General features: G+C 41.6%; 17 protein-coding genes. 14 read left to right on the top strand and 3 right to left on the bottom strand.

The features are described from left to right. Window positions 1-58 precede the first annotated feature (58 nt). From putP to ACFPU1_RS11780, 11 genes are all read left to right on the top strand, one after another. Window positions 59-1,528 carry a sodium/proline symporter PutP gene (gene putP / locus ACFPU1_RS11830; protein ID WP_385941375.1) on the top strand — a complete coding sequence of 490 codons (1,470 nt, stop codon included), beginning with the start codon at window positions 59-61 and terminating at the stop codon, window positions 1,526-1,528. A gap of 417 nt (window positions 1,529-1,945) precedes the next feature. Beyond that, complete coding sequence (gene alaS / locus ACFPU1_RS11825; RefSeq protein WP_385941372.1) at window positions 1,946-4,585, top strand: alanine--tRNA ligase; 2,640 nt, start codon at window positions 1,946-1,948, stop codon at window positions 4,583-4,585. A gap of 196 nt (window positions 4,586-4,781) precedes the next feature. After that, window positions 4,782-5,054 carry an IreB family regulatory phosphoprotein gene (locus ACFPU1_RS11820; protein WP_054635526.1) on the top strand — a complete coding sequence of 91 codons (273 nt, stop codon included), beginning with the start codon at window positions 4,782-4,784 and terminating at the stop codon, window positions 5,052-5,054. Continuing rightward, window positions 5,051-5,467, top strand: a complete 417-nt coding sequence (ruvX, locus tag ACFPU1_RS11815; protein WP_385941368.1) for a Holliday junction resolvase RuvX — start codon at window positions 5,051-5,053, stop codon at window positions 5,465-5,467. Before ACFPU1_RS11820 ends, ruvX begins: the two co-directional genes overlap by 4 nt. Window positions 5,468-5,510: 43 nt before the next feature. Continuing rightward, a complete protein-coding gene (locus tag ACFPU1_RS11810; RefSeq protein ID WP_100398259.1) occupies window positions 5,511-5,813 on the top strand; it encodes a DUF1292 domain-containing protein in 303 nt (100 codons plus the stop codon). Window positions 5,814-5,929: 116 nt separating this feature from the next. Then, complete coding sequence (gene mltG / locus ACFPU1_RS11805; RefSeq protein WP_385941365.1) at window positions 5,930-7,081, top strand: endolytic transglycosylase MltG; 1,152 nt, start codon at window positions 5,930-5,932, stop codon at window positions 7,079-7,081. Window positions 7,082-7,227: 146 nt separating this feature from the next. Then, entirely contained in the window at window positions 7,228-7,875 is a 648-nt protein-coding gene (locus tag ACFPU1_RS11800) for an O-methyltransferase (protein ID WP_385941362.1), read from the top strand. Then, window positions 7,875-8,813, top strand: a complete 939-nt coding sequence (locus ACFPU1_RS11795) for a peptidase U32 family protein (protein WP_385941359.1) — start codon at window positions 7,875-7,877, stop codon at window positions 8,811-8,813. Before ACFPU1_RS11800 ends, ACFPU1_RS11795 begins: the two co-directional genes overlap by 1 nt. Window positions 8,814-8,826: 13 nt before the next feature. Further along, complete coding sequence (locus ACFPU1_RS11790; protein WP_054635522.1) at window positions 8,827-10,104, top strand: peptidase U32 family protein; 1,278 nt, start codon at window positions 8,827-8,829, stop codon at window positions 10,102-10,104. Between the two features lie 279 nt (window positions 10,105-10,383). After that, window positions 10,384-10,860, top strand: a complete 477-nt coding sequence (greA, locus tag ACFPU1_RS11785; RefSeq protein WP_054635521.1) for a transcription elongation factor GreA — start codon at window positions 10,384-10,386, stop codon at window positions 10,858-10,860. Window positions 10,861-11,064: 204 nt separating this feature from the next. Continuing rightward, the gene (locus ACFPU1_RS11780; RefSeq protein ID WP_385941355.1) at window positions 11,065-11,832 is read left to right on the top strand and encodes a YrrS family protein; all 768 of its coding nucleotides are present in this window, start codon (window positions 11,065-11,067) and stop codon (window positions 11,830-11,832) included. Between the two features lie 400 nt (window positions 11,833-12,232). On the opposite strand, the gene ACFPU1_RS11775 is transcribed toward ACFPU1_RS11780, so the two are convergent. Further along, the gene (locus ACFPU1_RS11775; RefSeq protein WP_054635519.1) at window positions 12,233-12,448 is read right to left on the bottom strand and encodes a DUF2536 family protein; all 216 of its coding nucleotides are present in this window, start codon (window positions 12,446-12,448) and stop codon (window positions 12,233-12,235) included. Window positions 12,449-12,554: 106 nt separating this feature from the next. Between ACFPU1_RS11775 and mtnN the strand changes: the two genes are divergently transcribed. Together mtnN and ACFPU1_RS11765 are read left to right on the top strand one after the other, a co-directional pair. After that, the gene (gene mtnN, locus ACFPU1_RS11770; protein WP_385941351.1) at window positions 12,555-13,247 is read left to right on the top strand and encodes a 5'-methylthioadenosine/S-adenosylhomocysteine nucleosidase; all 693 of its coding nucleotides are present in this window, start codon (window positions 12,555-12,557) and stop codon (window positions 13,245-13,247) included. Window positions 13,248-13,371: 124 nt separating this feature from the next. After that, a complete protein-coding gene (locus ACFPU1_RS11765) occupies window positions 13,372-13,638 on the top strand; it encodes a YrhC family protein (RefSeq protein ID WP_385941348.1) in 267 nt (88 codons plus the stop codon). Window positions 13,639-13,769: 131 nt separating this feature from the next. Here ACFPU1_RS11765 and ACFPU1_RS11760 read toward each other — a convergent pair whose 3' ends face one another. Beyond that, window positions 13,770-14,402 (bottom strand): NUDIX hydrolase, encoded by a 633-nt coding sequence (locus tag ACFPU1_RS11760; protein WP_385941345.1) that lies wholly within the window; start codon window positions 14,400-14,402, stop codon window positions 13,770-13,772. A gap of 145 nt (window positions 14,403-14,547) precedes the next feature. Here ACFPU1_RS11760 and ACFPU1_RS11755 point away from each other — a divergent pair, with 145 nt between their 5' ends. Continuing rightward, window positions 14,548-14,754, top strand: coding sequence for a hypothetical protein (locus ACFPU1_RS11755; RefSeq protein ID WP_232725404.1), 207 nt, complete (start codon window positions 14,548-14,550; stop codon window positions 14,752-14,754). Between the two features lie 46 nt (window positions 14,755-14,800). Here ACFPU1_RS11755 and ACFPU1_RS11750 read toward each other — a convergent pair whose 3' ends face one another. Then, complete coding sequence (locus ACFPU1_RS11750; RefSeq protein WP_385941342.1) at window positions 14,801-16,789, bottom strand: S9 family peptidase; 1,989 nt, start codon at window positions 16,787-16,789, stop codon at window positions 14,801-14,803. Window positions 16,790-16,821 lie beyond the last annotated feature (32 nt).

The following is a 16,821-nucleotide window of genomic DNA, read 5'->3' as shown; positions in this document are numbered from 1 at the left end:
TCATTTTATCTTTTATTACTTGGAAGTTTGATCCTTCACGAGGAAAGGGGGACTAGAAATGGAAACAACAACATTAATTACTTTTATTGTATATCTAGTAGGGATGCTTGTTATCGGCCTTATTTTTTATCGTCTCACTCATAATTTGTCGGATTATGTCCTGGGAGGAAGGTCTCTTGGTGGAGGAGTCGCCGCTTTAAGTGCAGGGGCGTCAGATATGAGCAGCTGGCTTTTGTTAGGTCTTCCTGGAGCGTTGTATGTCGGAGGCATGAGTGAAATATGGATTGCTGTCGGCCTGGCTATTGGAGCTTACTTAAATTGGCAGTTTGTAGCAAAAAGGCTTAGACAATATACGGAGGTAGCAAAGGATTCCATAACGATTCCTGATTTTCTGGAAAACAGGTTCCATGATCGTACGAAGATCCTGAGAATTATTTCTGCCCTGTTTATTCTTCTTTTCTTTGCTTTTTATACCTCTGCAGGCCTTGTCGGAGGCGCTCGGTTATTTGAAGCTTCCTTTGGTCTGAACTATGAGTCCGCCCTTTGGATCGGAGTGGCGGTTATCATTTCCTATACTTTTCTTGGAGGATTTTTAGCGGTCAGCTGGACCGATTTCTTTCAAGGTATTCTTATGTTTTTAGCCTTGCTTATTGTTCCTGTTGTCGCCATTTATGAAATGGGCGGCTGGGGAGAAAGTGTTCAGGCTGTAGGAGAAGTGGACACTGCATATTTAGACGTGTTTGCAGGAACCACAGCCATTGGGATTATCTCTCTTCTTGCTTGGGGACTGGGCTATTTTGGCCAGCCTCATATTATTACGAGGTTTATGGCTATTAAATCTGTCCAGGAAGTGGGGAAAGCCCGCTTTATTGGAATGAGCTGGATGGTTTTAGCCTTATTTGGTGCCATATTTACTGGATTTGCAGGAATTGCCTACTTTGCAGGGGGCGGACCTGGTACACCTATTGCAGAGGGTGCGGAAGAAACCGTTTTTATACTTTTTACCCAGGTTTTGTTTAACCCATGGGTAGCTGGCTTTTTACTGGCTGCCATTTTAGCGGCGATCATGAGCACAATTGACTCACAGCTCCTGGTTTCTTCAAGTGCGCTGGCAGAAGACTTTTATAAAGGGCTTCTAAGGCCGGCTGCCACGGAAAAAGAGCTTGTCTGGATAGGGAGAATTGGAGTCGTGGGAATTGCCCTAATCGCAACACTTCTCGCTTACAACCCAGACAGCACTATATTAGATCTGGTTGGATATGCGTGGGCAGGGTTTGGAGCTGCATTCGGTCCGGTTATTTTACTGTCTCTTTTTTGGAGAAGGATGACCAAATGGGGAGCATTAGCTGGGATGGTAACCGGGGGAGTAACGGTTATTATTTGGAGCAATCTAAGCGGAGGTCTGTTTGACCTTTACGAAATCGTTCCAGGCTTTGTATTTGGAGGATTAATGATTATTGCAGTCAGTCTCATGGACCGAAAGCCAGTGCAAGAGATTATTGATGAATTCAATTCGGTAAAAAACTAATGGAAACTTGAAATATAGGGGATAAATATTGTTTAATATATAAGAGAGGATAAATGTAAAGAAATAATAATACGATGACGGAATGAAAAGCCAAAGCCCGTCTAACAGAGAGAGATTCCCGAGGCTGAAAGGAATCTAGGCGAAGATTGGCATAATAGCTACTCCAGAGTGCGGGAAAACCCTGCCGCTGGCCACGTTACGGCCGACTGAGTTGACGGATAATTTGTATCCGTAACCAGGGTGGTACCGCGTGATATATTCTCGTCCCTGAAGGAGGGACGGGATTTTTTTGTGCTTGAAACAGCTTGGCAGGTTTACTGGAGCTTTCCTGGAACAGCGAACATCCGCAATATGGCCTGATTTCTTATTGGTCCCAGAAGCGAGACACGTAATTGAAAAATGAAAGGAAGGATATATATGAAAAGACTTACAGCTGCAGAAGTTAGACAGCAATTTTTAGATTTTTTTAAAGAAAAAGGCCATTCCGTAGAACCAAGTGCATCTTTAATTCCCCATGAGGATCCATCCTTGCTTTGGATCAACAGCGGGGTAGCTACGTTAAAGAAATATTTTGATGGAAGAGTGATTCCTGAGAACCCTAGAATCGTAAATGCCCAGAAATCAATCCGTACCAATGATATTGAAAACGTAGGAAAAACTGCCAGACACCATACTTTCTTTGAAATGCTGGGCAATTTCTCCATTGGAGATTATTTTAAGAATGAAGCTATTGAGTGGGCGTGGGAATTTTTAACCGACAAAAAGTGGATTGGGTTTGATCCTGAACGACTGTCAGTTACCGTTCACCCTGAAGACGATGAAGCATTTGAATATTGGAAAAACAAAATAGGCCTTCCTGAAGAAAGAATTATACGTTTAGAAGAAAATTTCTGGGACATTGGCGAGGGTCCGAGCGGTCCGAACACAGAGATATTCTATGACCGTGGACCAGAGTACGGAGATGATTCAAATGACCCTGAATTATATCCTGGAGGAGAAAATGAGAGGTACCTTGAAATTTGGAATCTTGTATTTTCTCAATTTAACCACAATCCAGACCATACCTATACACCGCTTCCGAAGAAAAACATTGACACAGGGATGGGCCTTGAACGAATAGTCTCTGTCATTCAAGATGCTGAGACGAATTTTGATACTGATTTGTTCCTGCCTATTATTCGTGCAACAGAAGAAATCTCGGGGAAAAAATACGGGAAGAACAAACAAATAGATGAGTCCTTTAAAGTGATTGCCGACCATGTACGTACTGTTAGCTTTTCTGTCGGTGATGGAGCTCTCCCATCAAATGAAGGACGAGGGTACGTCCTGCGCAGGCTGCTTCGCCGGGCCGTCCGCTATGCAAAATTAATAGATATCAATCGTCCTTTTATGTATGAACTTGTTCCGGTAGTAGGAGAAATTATGAAAGATTACTATCCGGAAGTAGAGGATAAATCAACCTTTATTCAAAAAGTAATAAAAAATGAAGAAGAGCGTTTCCATGAAACGTTAAGTGAAGGGCTCTCCATCCTGTCGAATGTGATGGAAGAAGCGAAGAGAAATGGAGAAACGGTTATTTCTGGAAAAGAGGTCTTCAGGTTATATGATACGTATGGATTTCCGGCAGACTTAACAGAAGAATACGTCACAGAAAAAGGCTTTACCATTGATGAATCCGGATTTGAAAAGGAAATGGCTGAACAGAGAGAGAGGGCAAGAGCGGCTCGAAAAGACAGCGGCTCTATGCAGACGCAGGAATCTGTGCTCTCTGATGTGAAAATTGACAGTGAATTTACCGGTTATGAACAATTATCTGCTGAATCGGCAGTGGAGGTTATTGTGTATCAAAAGGAAACAGTAGATGCACTTTCAGCCGGTCGTGAAGCGAAAGTCATTTTAAACAAGACACCGTTTTATGCTGAAAGCGGAGGACAGGTCGCTGACCAGGGGTCTTTAACAGGCGACGGGATATACGCTTTAGTAAAGGATGTACAAAAAGCTCCGAACGGGCAGCACCTTCATACGATTGAAGTGAAAGAAGGAACCTTAAAAAAGGGAATGACAGTACAGGCTACAGTGGAAGAAACGGAAAGAATTGATATTGTTAAGAACCACACTTCCACTCATTTGCTCCATCAAGCTTTAAAAGATGTACTTGGAGAGCATGTTAATCAGGCTGGTTCCCTTGTGAGCCAAGAGCGTCTCCGCTTTGATTTTTCTCATTTTGGACAAGTAAAAGAAGAAGAGCTTGAAAAAATTGAAGCCATTGTAAATGAACATGTCTGGAAAGCAATTCCTGTAGTCATAGAGCAAAAAGATATTGAAGAAGCTAAAGCGATGGGAGCTATGGCTTTATTTGGTGAAAAGTACGGCTCCAGAGTCAGAGTGGTACAAGTTGGAGACTACAGCGTTGAACTTTGCGGGGGCTGTCATGTAAGAAACACTGCTGAAATAGGGTTGTTTAAGATCGTTTCTGAAGCAGGTATTGGCGCTGGGGTCAGAAGAATAGAAGCTGTGACAGGAAAAAAAGCTTATGAAGTCATGAATGATCAAATACAAATACTGAGGGAAACAGAGAATATAGTAAAAGCGAAAAAACCAGAAGATGTTCCTCTGCGTGTAGAAGCCCTTCGTCAGCAAATTCGTGATCTTCAAAGAGAAAATGAATCTCTTTCGGCTAAGCTGGGTAACATGGAAGCAGGAAGCCTGATTGATGAGGCCGAGGAAGTAAATGGAGTTAAGGTCATTGCAAAACAAGTAACTGCAACCGACATGGATGCTTTGAGAAATACAGTTGATGAACTGAAAAACAAGCTAGGATCTGGTATTGTGGTATTAGGAGCTGAAAATAACGGGAAAGTCAATTTAGTCGCAGGCGTGACAAAAGATTTAATTCAAAATGGCTACAAAGCAGGCGTAATTGTGAAAGAAACAGCTTCCATTTGCGGCGGAGGCGGCGGGGGCCGCCCAGATATGGCTCAAGCAGGCGGAAAGAAGCCAGAAAAATTACAAGAAGCCCTTGCCGCTGTTCCGGGTATAATCAGCGCCATTTCCTAAACCGAATTATTTGATGTACAATGGAAAAAAGAGGATAGGTTAACGTTGCAGCTTTCACTTTGGACAGGTTACTGTATGTATGGGAAATTCTCTTTTAATGCCATATCAGTCTCAAAGCAGGACTTTCATGATATAAAGGTACGGTTTGTTCCTTGGTTGCCTTCACCGTTAACCTAAGAAGAAAGAGGTGTGTGCAGTGGGTTCTAATGACAACACAATGAAATTTAACGTTCCCGACGATTCTTTTGATGCAGAGGCAAAAGAGGTACTTTTAACAGTTTATGAAGCTTTAGAAGAGAAAGGCTATAATCCCATTAATCAGATTGTAGGGTATCTGTTGTCTGGAGATCCAGCATACATTCCCCGGTACAAAGAAGCGCGTTCTCTTATTAGGAAACTGGAACGTGATGAGTTGATTGAGGAATTAGTACGTTCTTATTTGAACCACACGAGAAAGGAATCAAAATGAAAGTATTAGGCATAGATTTAGGGACACGGCGGATTGGCATCGCTGTTAGTGATGCAATGGGGTGGACTGCTCAAGGGGTAGAGACCATTCATCTTAAAGATGAAGATGTTGAGACGTCGTTTCCTCGCATCAAAGAGCTTATCAAGGAGTATGAAATAACAAAAATTGTTGTCGGGCTCCCTAAAAACATGAATGGAACCATCGGTCCAAGAGGGGAACAATGCCAGGAATATGCCCAGTCTCTGGAAAAAGAGATTTCACTGCCAGTGGTAATGTATGATGAAAGACTGACCACACAGGCTGTGGAAAGAACCCTTATTTCCGCCGATGTAAGCCGTAAGAAAAGAAAACAAGTAGTTGATAAAATGGCAGCAGTTATGATTTTACAGGGATATTTGGATCAACATGGGTAAACTAAAATGAATCAGGGTACACAAACAGTAGGAGGTGTATGATATGGCAGAAGAAAACAAAACAATCGCAGTAACTGATGATGAAGGTAATGAGCATCTTTTAGATATCCTGTTTACTTTTGACCTGGAGCAGACAGGCCATTCATATATGGTTTTAACTTCAGCTGGTGAGCAGCAGGATGAAGAAGAAGAAGAAGAGGAAGAAGAAATTGAAGTTTACGCTTTTCGTTACGAGGAAAAGGATGGAGAAGATGCTGAGCAGGCCCTTTATCCAATTGAATCAGATGAAGAGTGGGATATGGTTGAAGAGATGATTGAAACTTTAAGCGCGGAAGATCAGATTTAAGTGAATTTCAGCCTTTCTGCATAAAGCAGAAAGGCTTTTTTATTCATACATAACAAAGGCTCCGACTTTAGCGAAATTTGACTAATATTATATAATAGTACGGGGAGGGGAAGAGAGTGCGGGATATTGACAAAGAAGAAGTAGAAAAATCAATGACGAAAAGAGCGAAACAAGCCAGAATTATACGGAAAATTGTAATGATTTCCCTGCTTGTTATTGTAATTGCTATAGCAGGAATACTCGCAGGGGGGTACATGTATGTACAATCTGCTATTGGCCCCCAGGAGGAAGAAGCGGAAGGACAAATTGTCGAAATACCTATCGGTTCTTCGACAGCACAGATTGGAGAAATATTAGAAGAAGAAAATATCATTCAAAATGGAACCTTTTTCCGCTACTATGTCCGCTATCAAAACGAAGGAGGCTTTCAGGCTGGTGAATATGAGCTTTCAAGAGCTATGGATCTTGACGAGATTATTGAAGAGCTTAAAGAAGGCCGTATAGATGAAGAACCAGAAATCATTTTTACTATACCAGAGGGATATTGGCTTGAGTCCATTGTAGAGACGGTTGCTGAGTATACTCCCCATGAGGTAGAGGACATTATGGATGTGATACAGGATCAAGAGTACGTAGAAGGATTGATTGACCGTTATGATATTTTAACTGATGATATTTTGGATGAGGAAATTCGTTATGCCTTTGAGGGATACTTCTTTCCATCAAGGTATGATTTCTATGAAGAAGACCCTTCAATCGAAGAAGTTGTTGAATTAATGTTGGATAGAACTGAGGATGTCCTTGGTGATTATGAAGAGCAAATGGCAGATACTAATTTGACCATTCATGAATTGCTCACTCTTTCTTCCATAGTGGAAAGAGAAGCACAGCAGGATGAAGACCGGCCATTAATTGCTGGCGTCTTGTTTAATAGATTAGATGAAGACATGCGATTGCAGGTAGACCCTACGGTATCTTATGCCCTTGGAGAGCACCAATATATGACAACCTTTGACCACACCGCCGAGGATTCACCATATAATACGTACATGTACGGAGGACTGCCTCCAAGCCCGATTGCAAGTCCTGGCCGGGACTCTATAGAAGCTGTGCTAAATCCTGAAGATAGCAGCTATTTATATTTCTATGCCCGGTATAATGGAGAAGTTATTTATAATGAGACCTATGAAGAGCATAATCGGGTGCATCAGGAGTATCGTCATGAATGGGTAGAAGGCGGAGGAGATCAGGAAGAAGAAGCAGAGTAATTTCTGCAGGCTGTCCAGACAGGGCAGCCTTTTTTATGCTGTCACCCTTTCATCTCTTCTCTGCAAGGAAAATGGTGCGGCGCTTAGAAATTAAAGATATTCTATGGTAAAATGACGCAAGATAAGAAAGTGTAAAGGAGACAGTAATGAACGGTGAAACCATAGAAGCATATTTACTCTCATTGTACCCTGAGCAGAAAGATCTCTTAAAGGAGATGGAAATGACAGCGAGACAGGAGAATGTCCCTATAATTGACACCATCTCCCTTGAAGCAGTACTGCAGATTTTGAGAGTGCATAATGCAAGTAAAGTTTTGGAGATTGGAACGGCTATTGGATATTCTGCTTTGCGTATGGCAAAAGGGGTCAAGGGATTAACTGTAACAACCATCGAGCGTGATGAGAAAAGATATAACCAGGCAGTTGAATTTATCGCTCGCAGCGGAGCAGAGGATAGGATTACCCTTGTGTATGGTGATGCATTAGAAGAACGTAAAAAGCTTGAAGAAATGGCTCCATATGATGTATTATTTATTGATGCTGCCAAAGGCCAGTATAAGAACTTTTTTACTATGTATACCCCGCTTCTAAATAATCACGGGATAATTATTACAGACAATGTTCTTTTTAAAGGGTACGTGACTGATCCTGAGCAGAGCCCGAAAAGAATGAAGACGATGGTACGTAAAGTAAAAGAATACAACGAATGGTTATTAAATCATCCTGAATATACTACAGCAATTCTTCCCGTTGGTGATGGAATTGCAGTAACCACAAGAAAGGAAAGCTGGTGATGATAATGGATAAAGGACCTGAATTACTTGTGACTCCATTGTCAGTTGAGGATATTGCCCCCCTTGCTGAGGCTGGTGCGGACGCAGTCCTGATTGGCGAGGAGGCATATGGTCTGCGTTTAGCAGGAGAATTTGACAGAGGTGAATTAAAGAAGGCAGTGGAAGCAGCTCATACAGCAGGAATCAAAGCTTATGTAGCTATGAATGCCATTTTTCATAATGACCAGGTTAACGACCTGTTTGATTATTTACGTTATGTGAAAGAGATCAAAGGAGATGCTGTCGTATTTGGAGACCCGGCAGTCCTGATGGCAGCCAGAGAAGCGGCTCCAGATCTTCCTCTTCATTGGAACACTGAAACGACAGCAACCAACTGGTTTACAGCCAACTACTGGGGAGAAAAAGGAGCAAAGCGTGCAGTCCTTGCTAGAGAGATTAATTTGGATGCCGTCGTCGAAACAAAAGAAAATGCAAACGTGGAAATAGAAGTCCAGGTCCATGGAATGACTGCCATGTTCCAGTCAAAACGACGGTTAGTCGGCAATTATATGGAATACCAGGGGAAAAGCTTAAAAGTAGAGCGCAGGAGCAAGGACCGGGGTATGTTCTTGTATGACCCTGAACGAGATGCGAAATATCCTATTTTTGAAGACAGTAATGGGACCCATATCATGAGTCCAAACGATATGTGTATCATTGATGAGCTCGATGAAATGCTTGATGCTGGAGTTGACAGTTTTAAAATAGATGGAATTCTTAAAGATGCTGAGTACATTAGAAACGTTACAGCCTTGTACAGAGAAGCCATTGATCTCTATAGAAATTCTCCGGATGAATATAATGAGAAACGAGAAGATTTTCTTAAAGCGGCAGAGGCGTTGCAGCCTGAGCACCGCAGTTTAGATACCGGCTTCTTCTTTAAAGAAACGGTATATTAAAGGAGGAAAAATGATGGAAGCTATTGCAGAACGCAAAGCAGGAAAACGGGTTATTACAAAAAAGCCTGAACTTTTGCTTCCGGCCGGAAATCTCGAAAAATTAAAGATAGCGGTTCATTACGGAGCAGATGCTGTATATATTGGCGGACAGGAATTCGGCCTGCGCTCAAACGCGGATAACTTTTCGAAAGAAGAGATGCGCGAGGGTGTACAATTTGCTAAAAAGTACGGGGCTAAGGTTTATGTGACCACAAATATTTACGCTCACAATGAAAATATGGATGGGCTGGAGGAATATTTGAAAGACCTGGAAGAGGTTGAGGTTACGGGCATTATTGTAGCTGATCCCTTAATTATTGAGACATGCCGCCGGGCAGCTCCAAAACTTGAGGTTCATTTGTCAACCCAGCAGTCATTAGCTAACTGGCTTGCTGTGAAGTTTTGGAAAGAGCAAGGGCTTGAACGAGTGGTTCTGGCAAGAGAAGTAGGCATGGAAGAAATGCTTGAAATAAAGAAACATGTAGACATTGAAGTGGAAGCCTTCGTTCATGGAGCCATGTGTATTTCTTATTCAGGACGGTGTGTATTGAGCAATCATATGACGGCTCGTGATTCCAACCGTGGAGGATGCTGTCAGTCCTGTCGTTGGAATTACGATTTGTATGAAGAAGGAGCAGATGGGGAAGGACGAATTGAGAATCCTTTGTTTGCAGAAGATGACGCAAACTTTACAATGAGCCCGAAAGATTTAAATCTCATCCAATCCATCCCGAAAGTGATTGAAGCGGGAATTGACAGTTTGAAAGTGGAAGGACGAATGAAATCTATACATTACGTGGCTACTGTGGCTTCCGTGTATCGAAAAGTAATCGATGCATACTGTGCTGATCCCGATAACTTTAGGATTAACAAAGAGTGGCTGAGGGAGCTTGATAAGTGTGCAAATAGAGATACAGCTCCTGCTTTCTTTGAAAATACCCCATCTTACAAAGAACAATTGTGGGGAGGAAATTCTAAGAAAACTACCTTTGATTTTGCTGGTTTAGTTCTTTCATATAATGAAGAGGATCAAATGGTGACTCTCCAGCAGCGAAACTATTTTAAGCCGGGAGATATTGTTGAATTCTTCGGACCGGATATTGAGCCATTTTCCCAAGTGGTTACAGAACTTTATGATGAAGATGGAGAAAGCATTGATGCAGCCCGCCATCCTCTTCAAACGGTCTCTTTTAAAGTGGATAAGCCTGTGAATCCCTACAATATGATGAGGAAGGATAAAAGTCAGGCATAGTCCAAAAAAGAAAAAATTGGTTAATCAGAGAATTAATTAAAAAAATAATTGTAATTATGCTTGTTTCTGCGTATGATATATGGCAGAAATAATATTTTAAAGGGTTTTCAGAGAAGCGAGGGTAACCTTGCTTTTCTTCTTATCTTATTGTATAGGCGGAGATTTCAAGTGGATTGTGTTTTCCTTGTGGAAGGGCAAGGCGCTGATAATTAATCCCAAATATGTTATTTCTTATAACTACCTAGATAAGATGTAAAGCGCTAAAGAGGAGTGAAAGATATGGTTGAAGATCAAAAGCATTATATGACGGAAGAGGGAAGAAAAAAGCTGGAAGAGGAATTAGAGTTTCTTAAAACAGAGCGCCGCCAAGAAGTGGTTGAACGGATTAAAGTAGCTAGAAGCTTTGGCGACCTTTCCGAGAACTCAGAGTATGATTCAGCAAAAGATGAGCAAGCCTTCGTGGAAGGAAGAATTGCACAAATTGAAAAGATGCTGAAAAATGCTGAAATAATTGAAGAAGATGCTTCCAACAATTCAGAAGTGGCGCTTGGGAAGTCAGTTAAATTCAAAGAACTCCCTGACGGAGATGAGGAAGTATATACAATTGTCGGAAGTGCTGAGTCTGATCCTTTAGAAGGTAAAATTTCCAATTCCTCTCCAATGGCACAAAGCCTGTTAGGACGCAAAGTCGGTGACAAAGTCATGGTTAACACACCTGGCGGTGAACTAGAGGTTGAAATTATTGAAGTAAGTTAATGAATGAAAGAGAGCGGCTCAAAAAGTCTGACTTTTGAGTCGCTCTCTTTTTCTTTATCAAAATGTGTCAAAGAATGAAAAAAAGGTCGAAAACCACTCGATTCTTCTAACAAAATCTTTTATGATATATACAGGGTATTAAGAGTCAGGCAAATTCACGGCTTATCAAGATATCAAATAGAAATAGTGCAGGTGATAAGTGAAATGAATAATAATAATAGAGGATTTGGCGAGGACACACGTTTTGAATTGCGGAAAAGAAGGAAAATGAACAGAATTCTTAACACGGCTATCGGAATTGTGGCAGCTCTAGTCCTTTTCTTTGGGGGTACTCTATTCTTTGGGGGAAATGAACAGGTGGCTGAGCAGGATTCTCCAGACCCTGCAGATGACGTAGCAACCGAAGAGGAAGCAGATGAGAACTTGAACGAGGATACAATGGAAGAGAATGAAGTTGAAGAGCATGCTGTTCCAGAAGAAGCAGACACAGTAGCATACGAAGAAGAGGAAAATGATGAGGCTATAGAAGAAAACGAGGAAGCGAGAGAAGAAGAGGAAGAAGAAGCGGATTCTGACGGAGATGACGCAGCTGATGAAAGAGAAGAAGAGGAAGCACGGGAAGATTCTGATGAAGAAGGAAGTGAAAACGATGGACCTCAGATTCCAGAAAATGAAGGTGACTGGGAGCCCATCGGAACAGAGCAGTCTGGATCATTTACCCATAATTTCAGCAGTGGAAGTCAAAATTGGAATGAAATGGAAATGGCTATGGAATATGCAACAGGAATCAGTCGTGACGACATGACAATTTGGCGACTAGAAAACGGCGGAAATGCTACTACGGCTGTGGGTACTGTCGGACTCTATGAGGAAAGGCATCAGCCTTACCGTGTAACGATCGAATTCATTGAAGGGGAAGGGTGGAAGCCGGTAAACGTAGAAGTACTAGACGGCAACCCTTACACCAATTAATTAAATAAACCCTGTAAAGGGGAAAAACAGGCTGTTGAGCGCAATCTCTCAACAGCCTGTTTTTAATATGCGGCTCTGTTTATAAATAATCGGAAATAGCAGAGGCAAAGATCCAGCAAAGTGGTTGTCTCAAGGAAGCTGAGGCCATCTCCCAGGCCTAGAAGACACCCCGTGAATGGAAATGAAGCGAGGCATGAATGGATGTCGCACTTGTACTTTCCTGTGTTAGGAAGCGTTTTACAACAACAGATGTAACAAAGCCTATAATTTAGATGTCCATGCAGGCCTTTATTCACCACAAAGGACCATCTCACTTGAGCCCTGAGGTAAAACTTAGGGAACAGAATAAGAAGCCTGCTTAAAAAAAAATGAGAGAAAGATTCTCTTTTCAATTACCTTTTTATTTGCTTGTTTTAGCCTTAAAATGAACGACTGCTGTATAATATGGCTGAGATGTTTTCGGATGAATAGAGACATGGTGTCCAACATGATGAACCTCCAGCATGATGGCGTCATTGGTCTCAATTTGTGAAGAGATTTTTTCCTCCAGTTTTTTTAAGCTTTCGGCTTCAAAAAATTCTACCTTGTCGTGTATAGGTTGTAGGTTCAGGTTCAACAGTTACTCCTCCTTTACTTGCTCTTTTCGCAGCTGCTTTTGTATTATAAAATAGTATTCATAACTTGTGAAGAAAATATAATAATTTCGATTGTGAGGTTACATAATGAGAATTGCTGTTATAGGTGCTATGGAAGAAGAGGTAGAACTATTACGTAGTAAGATGGATGACGTAGAAGAGACATCAGTGGGAGGAGCGCTCTTCTATCATGGAAGACTCGAGGGCCAGGATGTGGTACTTCTTAAGTCCGGTATCGGAAAAGTAAATGCTGCTATAGGAACTACTCTTCTCCTGCAGCTTTACAAACCGGAGGCTGTCATTAATACAGGGTCAGCCGGAGGGCTCGATCCCGCTCTGCAGACTGGAGACCTTGTTATTTCAAGTGAAGTTCGCTATAACGATGTTGATGCGACAGTTTTTGGCTATGAGTTTGGCCAGGTTCCTAGAATGCCTGCCGAGTTTTCTCCAGACACCCGCCTGGTTCAAGCGGCTCAGCGATGTGCCCAGGGAATCGGCATTCCATCGGTTACTGGTTTAATTGTCTCAGGTGATTCATTTATGAGTGAAGAAGAAAGAGTAGCTTTGTTAAAAGAAACATTCAAGGAACCCCAATGCGCTGAAATGGAGGCAGGAGCAATAGCCCATGTATGCCACCAATTTGAGGTTCCATTTGTGATTATCCGCTCTTTAAGTGATGTCGCAGGCAAGGATGCAAAGATGTCATATGATCAATTTCTTGAGAAAGCATCCGTGCATTCAGCTAATCTAGTAATGAAAATCGTAAAAGAAATACAATAAAAAGGTTTAGTACAAAAAGATTAAGGGAATTATTTACGAATTTGGCAAAAATTATTCACTCACTGACTACTTGTCCATGTTAAAATATGTAGGAATGCATATTAAAGAAGAGGGTGCATGGATAATGGACAACAGAAAGATAGACAGAAAATCAGCCGAAAACTCTCAAGAGCAGATAGAGGCAAAAGCCGGGGATTACAAGAGGTTTAGTTTCATATTGCTGTCTCTTGCTGCTTTTATTACAATAGGTTTTTTTCTTCCAGATACTAACACGGGATTCACTGAGTATCCGCAAATTACGATCCTAACAGTATTTACGTTATGTGGCGCTGCAATGGTTCTTCATAGAATAAGCATGAAATGCTGGGAAGAAAAAGATTCGAATTTATAAACAAACAAGCAAGGTCCCTGAATAAGGATCTTGCTTGTTTTTTGTTAAGAAGAAGGAAAGTGCCTACGGTTACTGCGGTTAATAGGCTGCAACTCCTTAAAAGGAACAGAGGTAAAGGTGATTGAAAAATATCAATCCACTAAAAGAGATGCCTCCTCAAGAAAATGCATCAGAATTCTTGCTGTCAGTCCCCAGATGACGTAGCTTTCATATATATAAAAATACTCTGGGATACTGCCGACACGCCAAGAATAATTTTCACCGCCTGGTATTAAGTGATAAGGAAAACTATCCCCAGGCTTAACTTGGAGAAATACTTCATGTTTTTCTGGTTCGTTTTTTTGAAAAAAATGAAGTGGGACAGTAAACAGTTCTGCTACTTCTGCTTCATTGGCTGAAAGATTAGCACTTTCTCCAATTAAGCCAACATATGGATAGATGATTCGGTTAAACGGCGGTACAAAACGATCGAGCGGGGCGATGATCTCTACATCCTTTTCCTCTAGCCCGACTTCTTCACAAAGCTCTCTAACCGCAGCGTATTGTTCCGATGGGTCTTCGGGGTCTACTCTTCCTCCGGGAAAACATATTTCTCCTGGCTGGCTATTTAAATAGGGAGATCTTACTTCAAAAAGAATGTGGAGTTCTCCATCTTTTTGAATAAGAGGAATAACTACACTGAATTTTGAGGATGTTTTTTCCCCAATTACACCTTGCTTTCTTCCTAAAAGATTCTTTTTTATAGTTTCCATGTTTTTATTCAAATGAGGCTCCTCCCCCTTATCATATTCTTTCTATTAAAAATTTATCTTGCAATACAAGCAGATATTATTTACCAGGATGTTTGAAAAACGACGTAAGTGGTATGAGTGTAAAAAGTGATCCTATAAAAATAGTGAGGTGATTTCAGTGGCAGAACAAAATAAAAAAGCTGCTTCTGAGAGTGATGCTAAGGTTTTTCGAGAAGATAAGGACAAGCAGATGGAACGTGACCAGTCAACAATGCCTGTAGATGAACTTCCTCTTGAAGAACAAAAAATTGAAGAGGAAGACCATCGCAAAAAGGATAAAACAAAAGACACATCTGCAACGGAAAAAAAGTATAGACCGTATTAAGGATAGAATGAGAAAAAGAGGGGAACCCCCCCTCTTTTTCTCATTTTTAGATATATTGTTTAAACCACTTGCAAATGTGATTTAAGCGCTCCAGCCGCAATGTTGGAGGACCGCTGCGGCTTAACTCATGATTTGCTTCTGGAAAGCGGACGAATTTCACTTCTTTTTCTAAATGCTTCAAAGCGATAAATAGCTGTTCACCTTGTTCAATTGGACAACGGTAATCCTGCTCTCCATGCAAAATTAAAAGAGGTGTGTTGACGTTTTTTACATAACGGAGAGGAGAATGGTGCCACAGCTTTTCAGGATCATCAAACAAATGATATCCAATTTCCCATTCTGTGAAGAAATAACCAATATCACTTACTCCATAGAAGCTAAGCCAATTTGAAATAGAGCGCTGGGTAACGGCAGCTTTAAAACGATCAGTGTGGCTGACGATCCAATTCGTCATAAACCCTCCATAACTTCCGCCAGTGACACCTAGTCGTTCTTGATCAATACAGTCGAAATTTTCTAGCACGTGATCCACGGCACTCATTAGATCAGTATAATCTCTGCCTCCATAGTCTCCCCGGCAGGCATTTACAAACGTTTGCCCATATCCGTGACTTCCTCGTGGGTTTGTATAAAGTACAACGTATCCCTGAGCAGCCAACAACTGGAGCTCATGGAAAAACGTATTTCCGTACATGGCATGAGGACCACCATGTATTTCTAACACAAGAGGGTACTTTTTGCCATCCTCAAAATCAGCAGGCTTCATGATCCAGCCATGGATTTCCCAGCCGTCCTCAGCTTTTGTGGTAACGGGTTCTGGTATGGAAAGATGGACCTCTCTTAAAAATTTCTCGTTGACGTCAGTAAGGCGGATTTTTCCTCTTTCGTTTCTCCGGATCTTAAAGAAGTCTCCTGGGTTGGAAGGGTCACTGATGCCAGCGATAAATCTGTCTGTGTTTCTGTGATAAGTAAATCCAAAAACATGATTTTCTTCTTCATGAATAGTTGTTATTTCGCCTTCCATGTCCATTTGATACAATCCTGTATTGCCGTGGTCACTGGCAGTAAAGTAAATATATTCTTGTTCAAGAGACCAAACCGGCCCTGGATTGGGGCTGTTGGAACGAATGTCGCCAATCATCGCATCGCCAATTTGAACGTCCCATTTCAGCGTCATGCAAGTTTTTTCTTTTGTATCTACGTCAATAATCCAGACTTGGTTTAGTGTAGCTCCTTTGAATTCATATTGATGACCAAAACAAGCAATTTTTTGGCCATCAGGAGACCAGTTTGGGAGAGAAAATGCACCAGTTGTATCAGTTAGCTTTGTTACTTCTCTGCTTTCAATATCTATCGTAAACAGATCTTGATGTAAGGTCCTGTCCTCATCTGTTTCCCTGTTTGCCGTAAACACTACGTGCTTGCTGTCAGGTGACCAGCTGCCAGGAGTATGGTCAAACTGTCCTGAGGTCAACTGAATAACTTTCTGGGCCTTCAGATCATACAAGGCAAGGTGATTTCGCTTTTCGTCATGGAATCCACGCATGTCGGATTTATACTTTAATCTTTCGACAACAAGCGGTTTAGGCTTTTGCTTTTTGCTGCCGTCTTCTTTTGTTTCTTCTTCAGGAACGCCGTCTGGATCCATGAGAGTGGAAAAGAGAATATAACGGCCATTAGGTGACCAGACAGGGGAATGAGCTCCATTTTTTAAAGTGGTGAGCTGTCTGGCTTCTCCGCCGCTTGTTGACATGATCCATAGCTGGGAAGTGCCGCTTCGATTAGACGAGAACACCATTTCTGAGCCATCCGGAGACCATCTTGGTGACTGATCCTTCACTTTGCCGAATGTCCATTGAACAGGAATGTCATCTCCTAAGGTATGAATGTACAAATGAGAGCGGTATTCCTCATTTTCATCAATGTGAGTTTGGACATAAGCATACCTTTCACCGTCTGGAGAAATCTGCGGGTCTCCAACTACTGAAATTCTTTTTAAATCGTCAGCTGTAATAGGTCTTTTATTTAGTCCCATATATTTTCCCCCTTTTCTATTGGCTCCGCTGA

Origin of the sequence: Thalassorhabdus alkalitolerans (assembly GCF_042656525.1) — a bacterium.
Taxonomy (GTDB): domain Bacteria; phylum Bacillota; class Bacilli; order Bacillales; family Marinococcaceae; genus Thalassorhabdus; species Thalassorhabdus alkalitolerans.
This window is presented reverse-complemented; position numbering and strand designations above follow the sequence as displayed.

Coding starts and splice junctions, on each gene's coding strand:
- ACFPU1_RS11765 (WP_385941348.1), top strand. CDS start 13,372: ATGGACAACAGAAAGATAGACAGAAAATCAGCCGAAAACTCTCAAGAG.
- ACFPU1_RS11800 (WP_385941362.1), top strand. CDS start 7,228: ATGAACGGTGAAACCATAGAAGCATATTTACTCTCATTGTACCCTGAG.
- putP (WP_385941375.1), top strand. CDS start 59: ATGGAAACAACAACATTAATTACTTTTATTGTATATCTAGTAGGGATG.
- ACFPU1_RS11810 (WP_100398259.1), top strand. CDS start 5,511: ATGGCAGAAGAAAACAAAACAATCGCAGTAACTGATGATGAAGGTAAT.
- ACFPU1_RS11780 (WP_385941355.1), top strand. CDS start 11,065: ATGAATAATAATAATAGAGGATTTGGCGAGGACACACGTTTTGAATTG.
- ACFPU1_RS11790 (WP_054635522.1), top strand. CDS start 8,827: ATGGAAGCTATTGCAGAACGCAAAGCAGGAAAACGGGTTATTACAAAA.
- ACFPU1_RS11795 (WP_385941359.1), top strand. CDS start 7,875: ATGATAATGGATAAAGGACCTGAATTACTTGTGACTCCATTGTCAGTT.
- greA (WP_054635521.1), top strand. CDS start 10,384: ATGGTTGAAGATCAAAAGCATTATATGACGGAAGAGGGAAGAAAAAAG.
- mtnN (WP_385941351.1), top strand. CDS start 12,555: ATGAGAATTGCTGTTATAGGTGCTATGGAAGAAGAGGTAGAACTATTA.
- ruvX (WP_385941368.1), top strand. CDS start 5,051: ATGAAAGTATTAGGCATAGATTTAGGGACACGGCGGATTGGCATCGCT.
- ACFPU1_RS11750 (WP_385941342.1), bottom strand. CDS start 16,789: ATGGGACTAAATAAAAGACCTATTACAGCTGACGATTTAAAAAGAATT.
- alaS (WP_385941372.1), top strand. CDS start 1,946: ATGAAAAGACTTACAGCTGCAGAAGTTAGACAGCAATTTTTAGATTTT.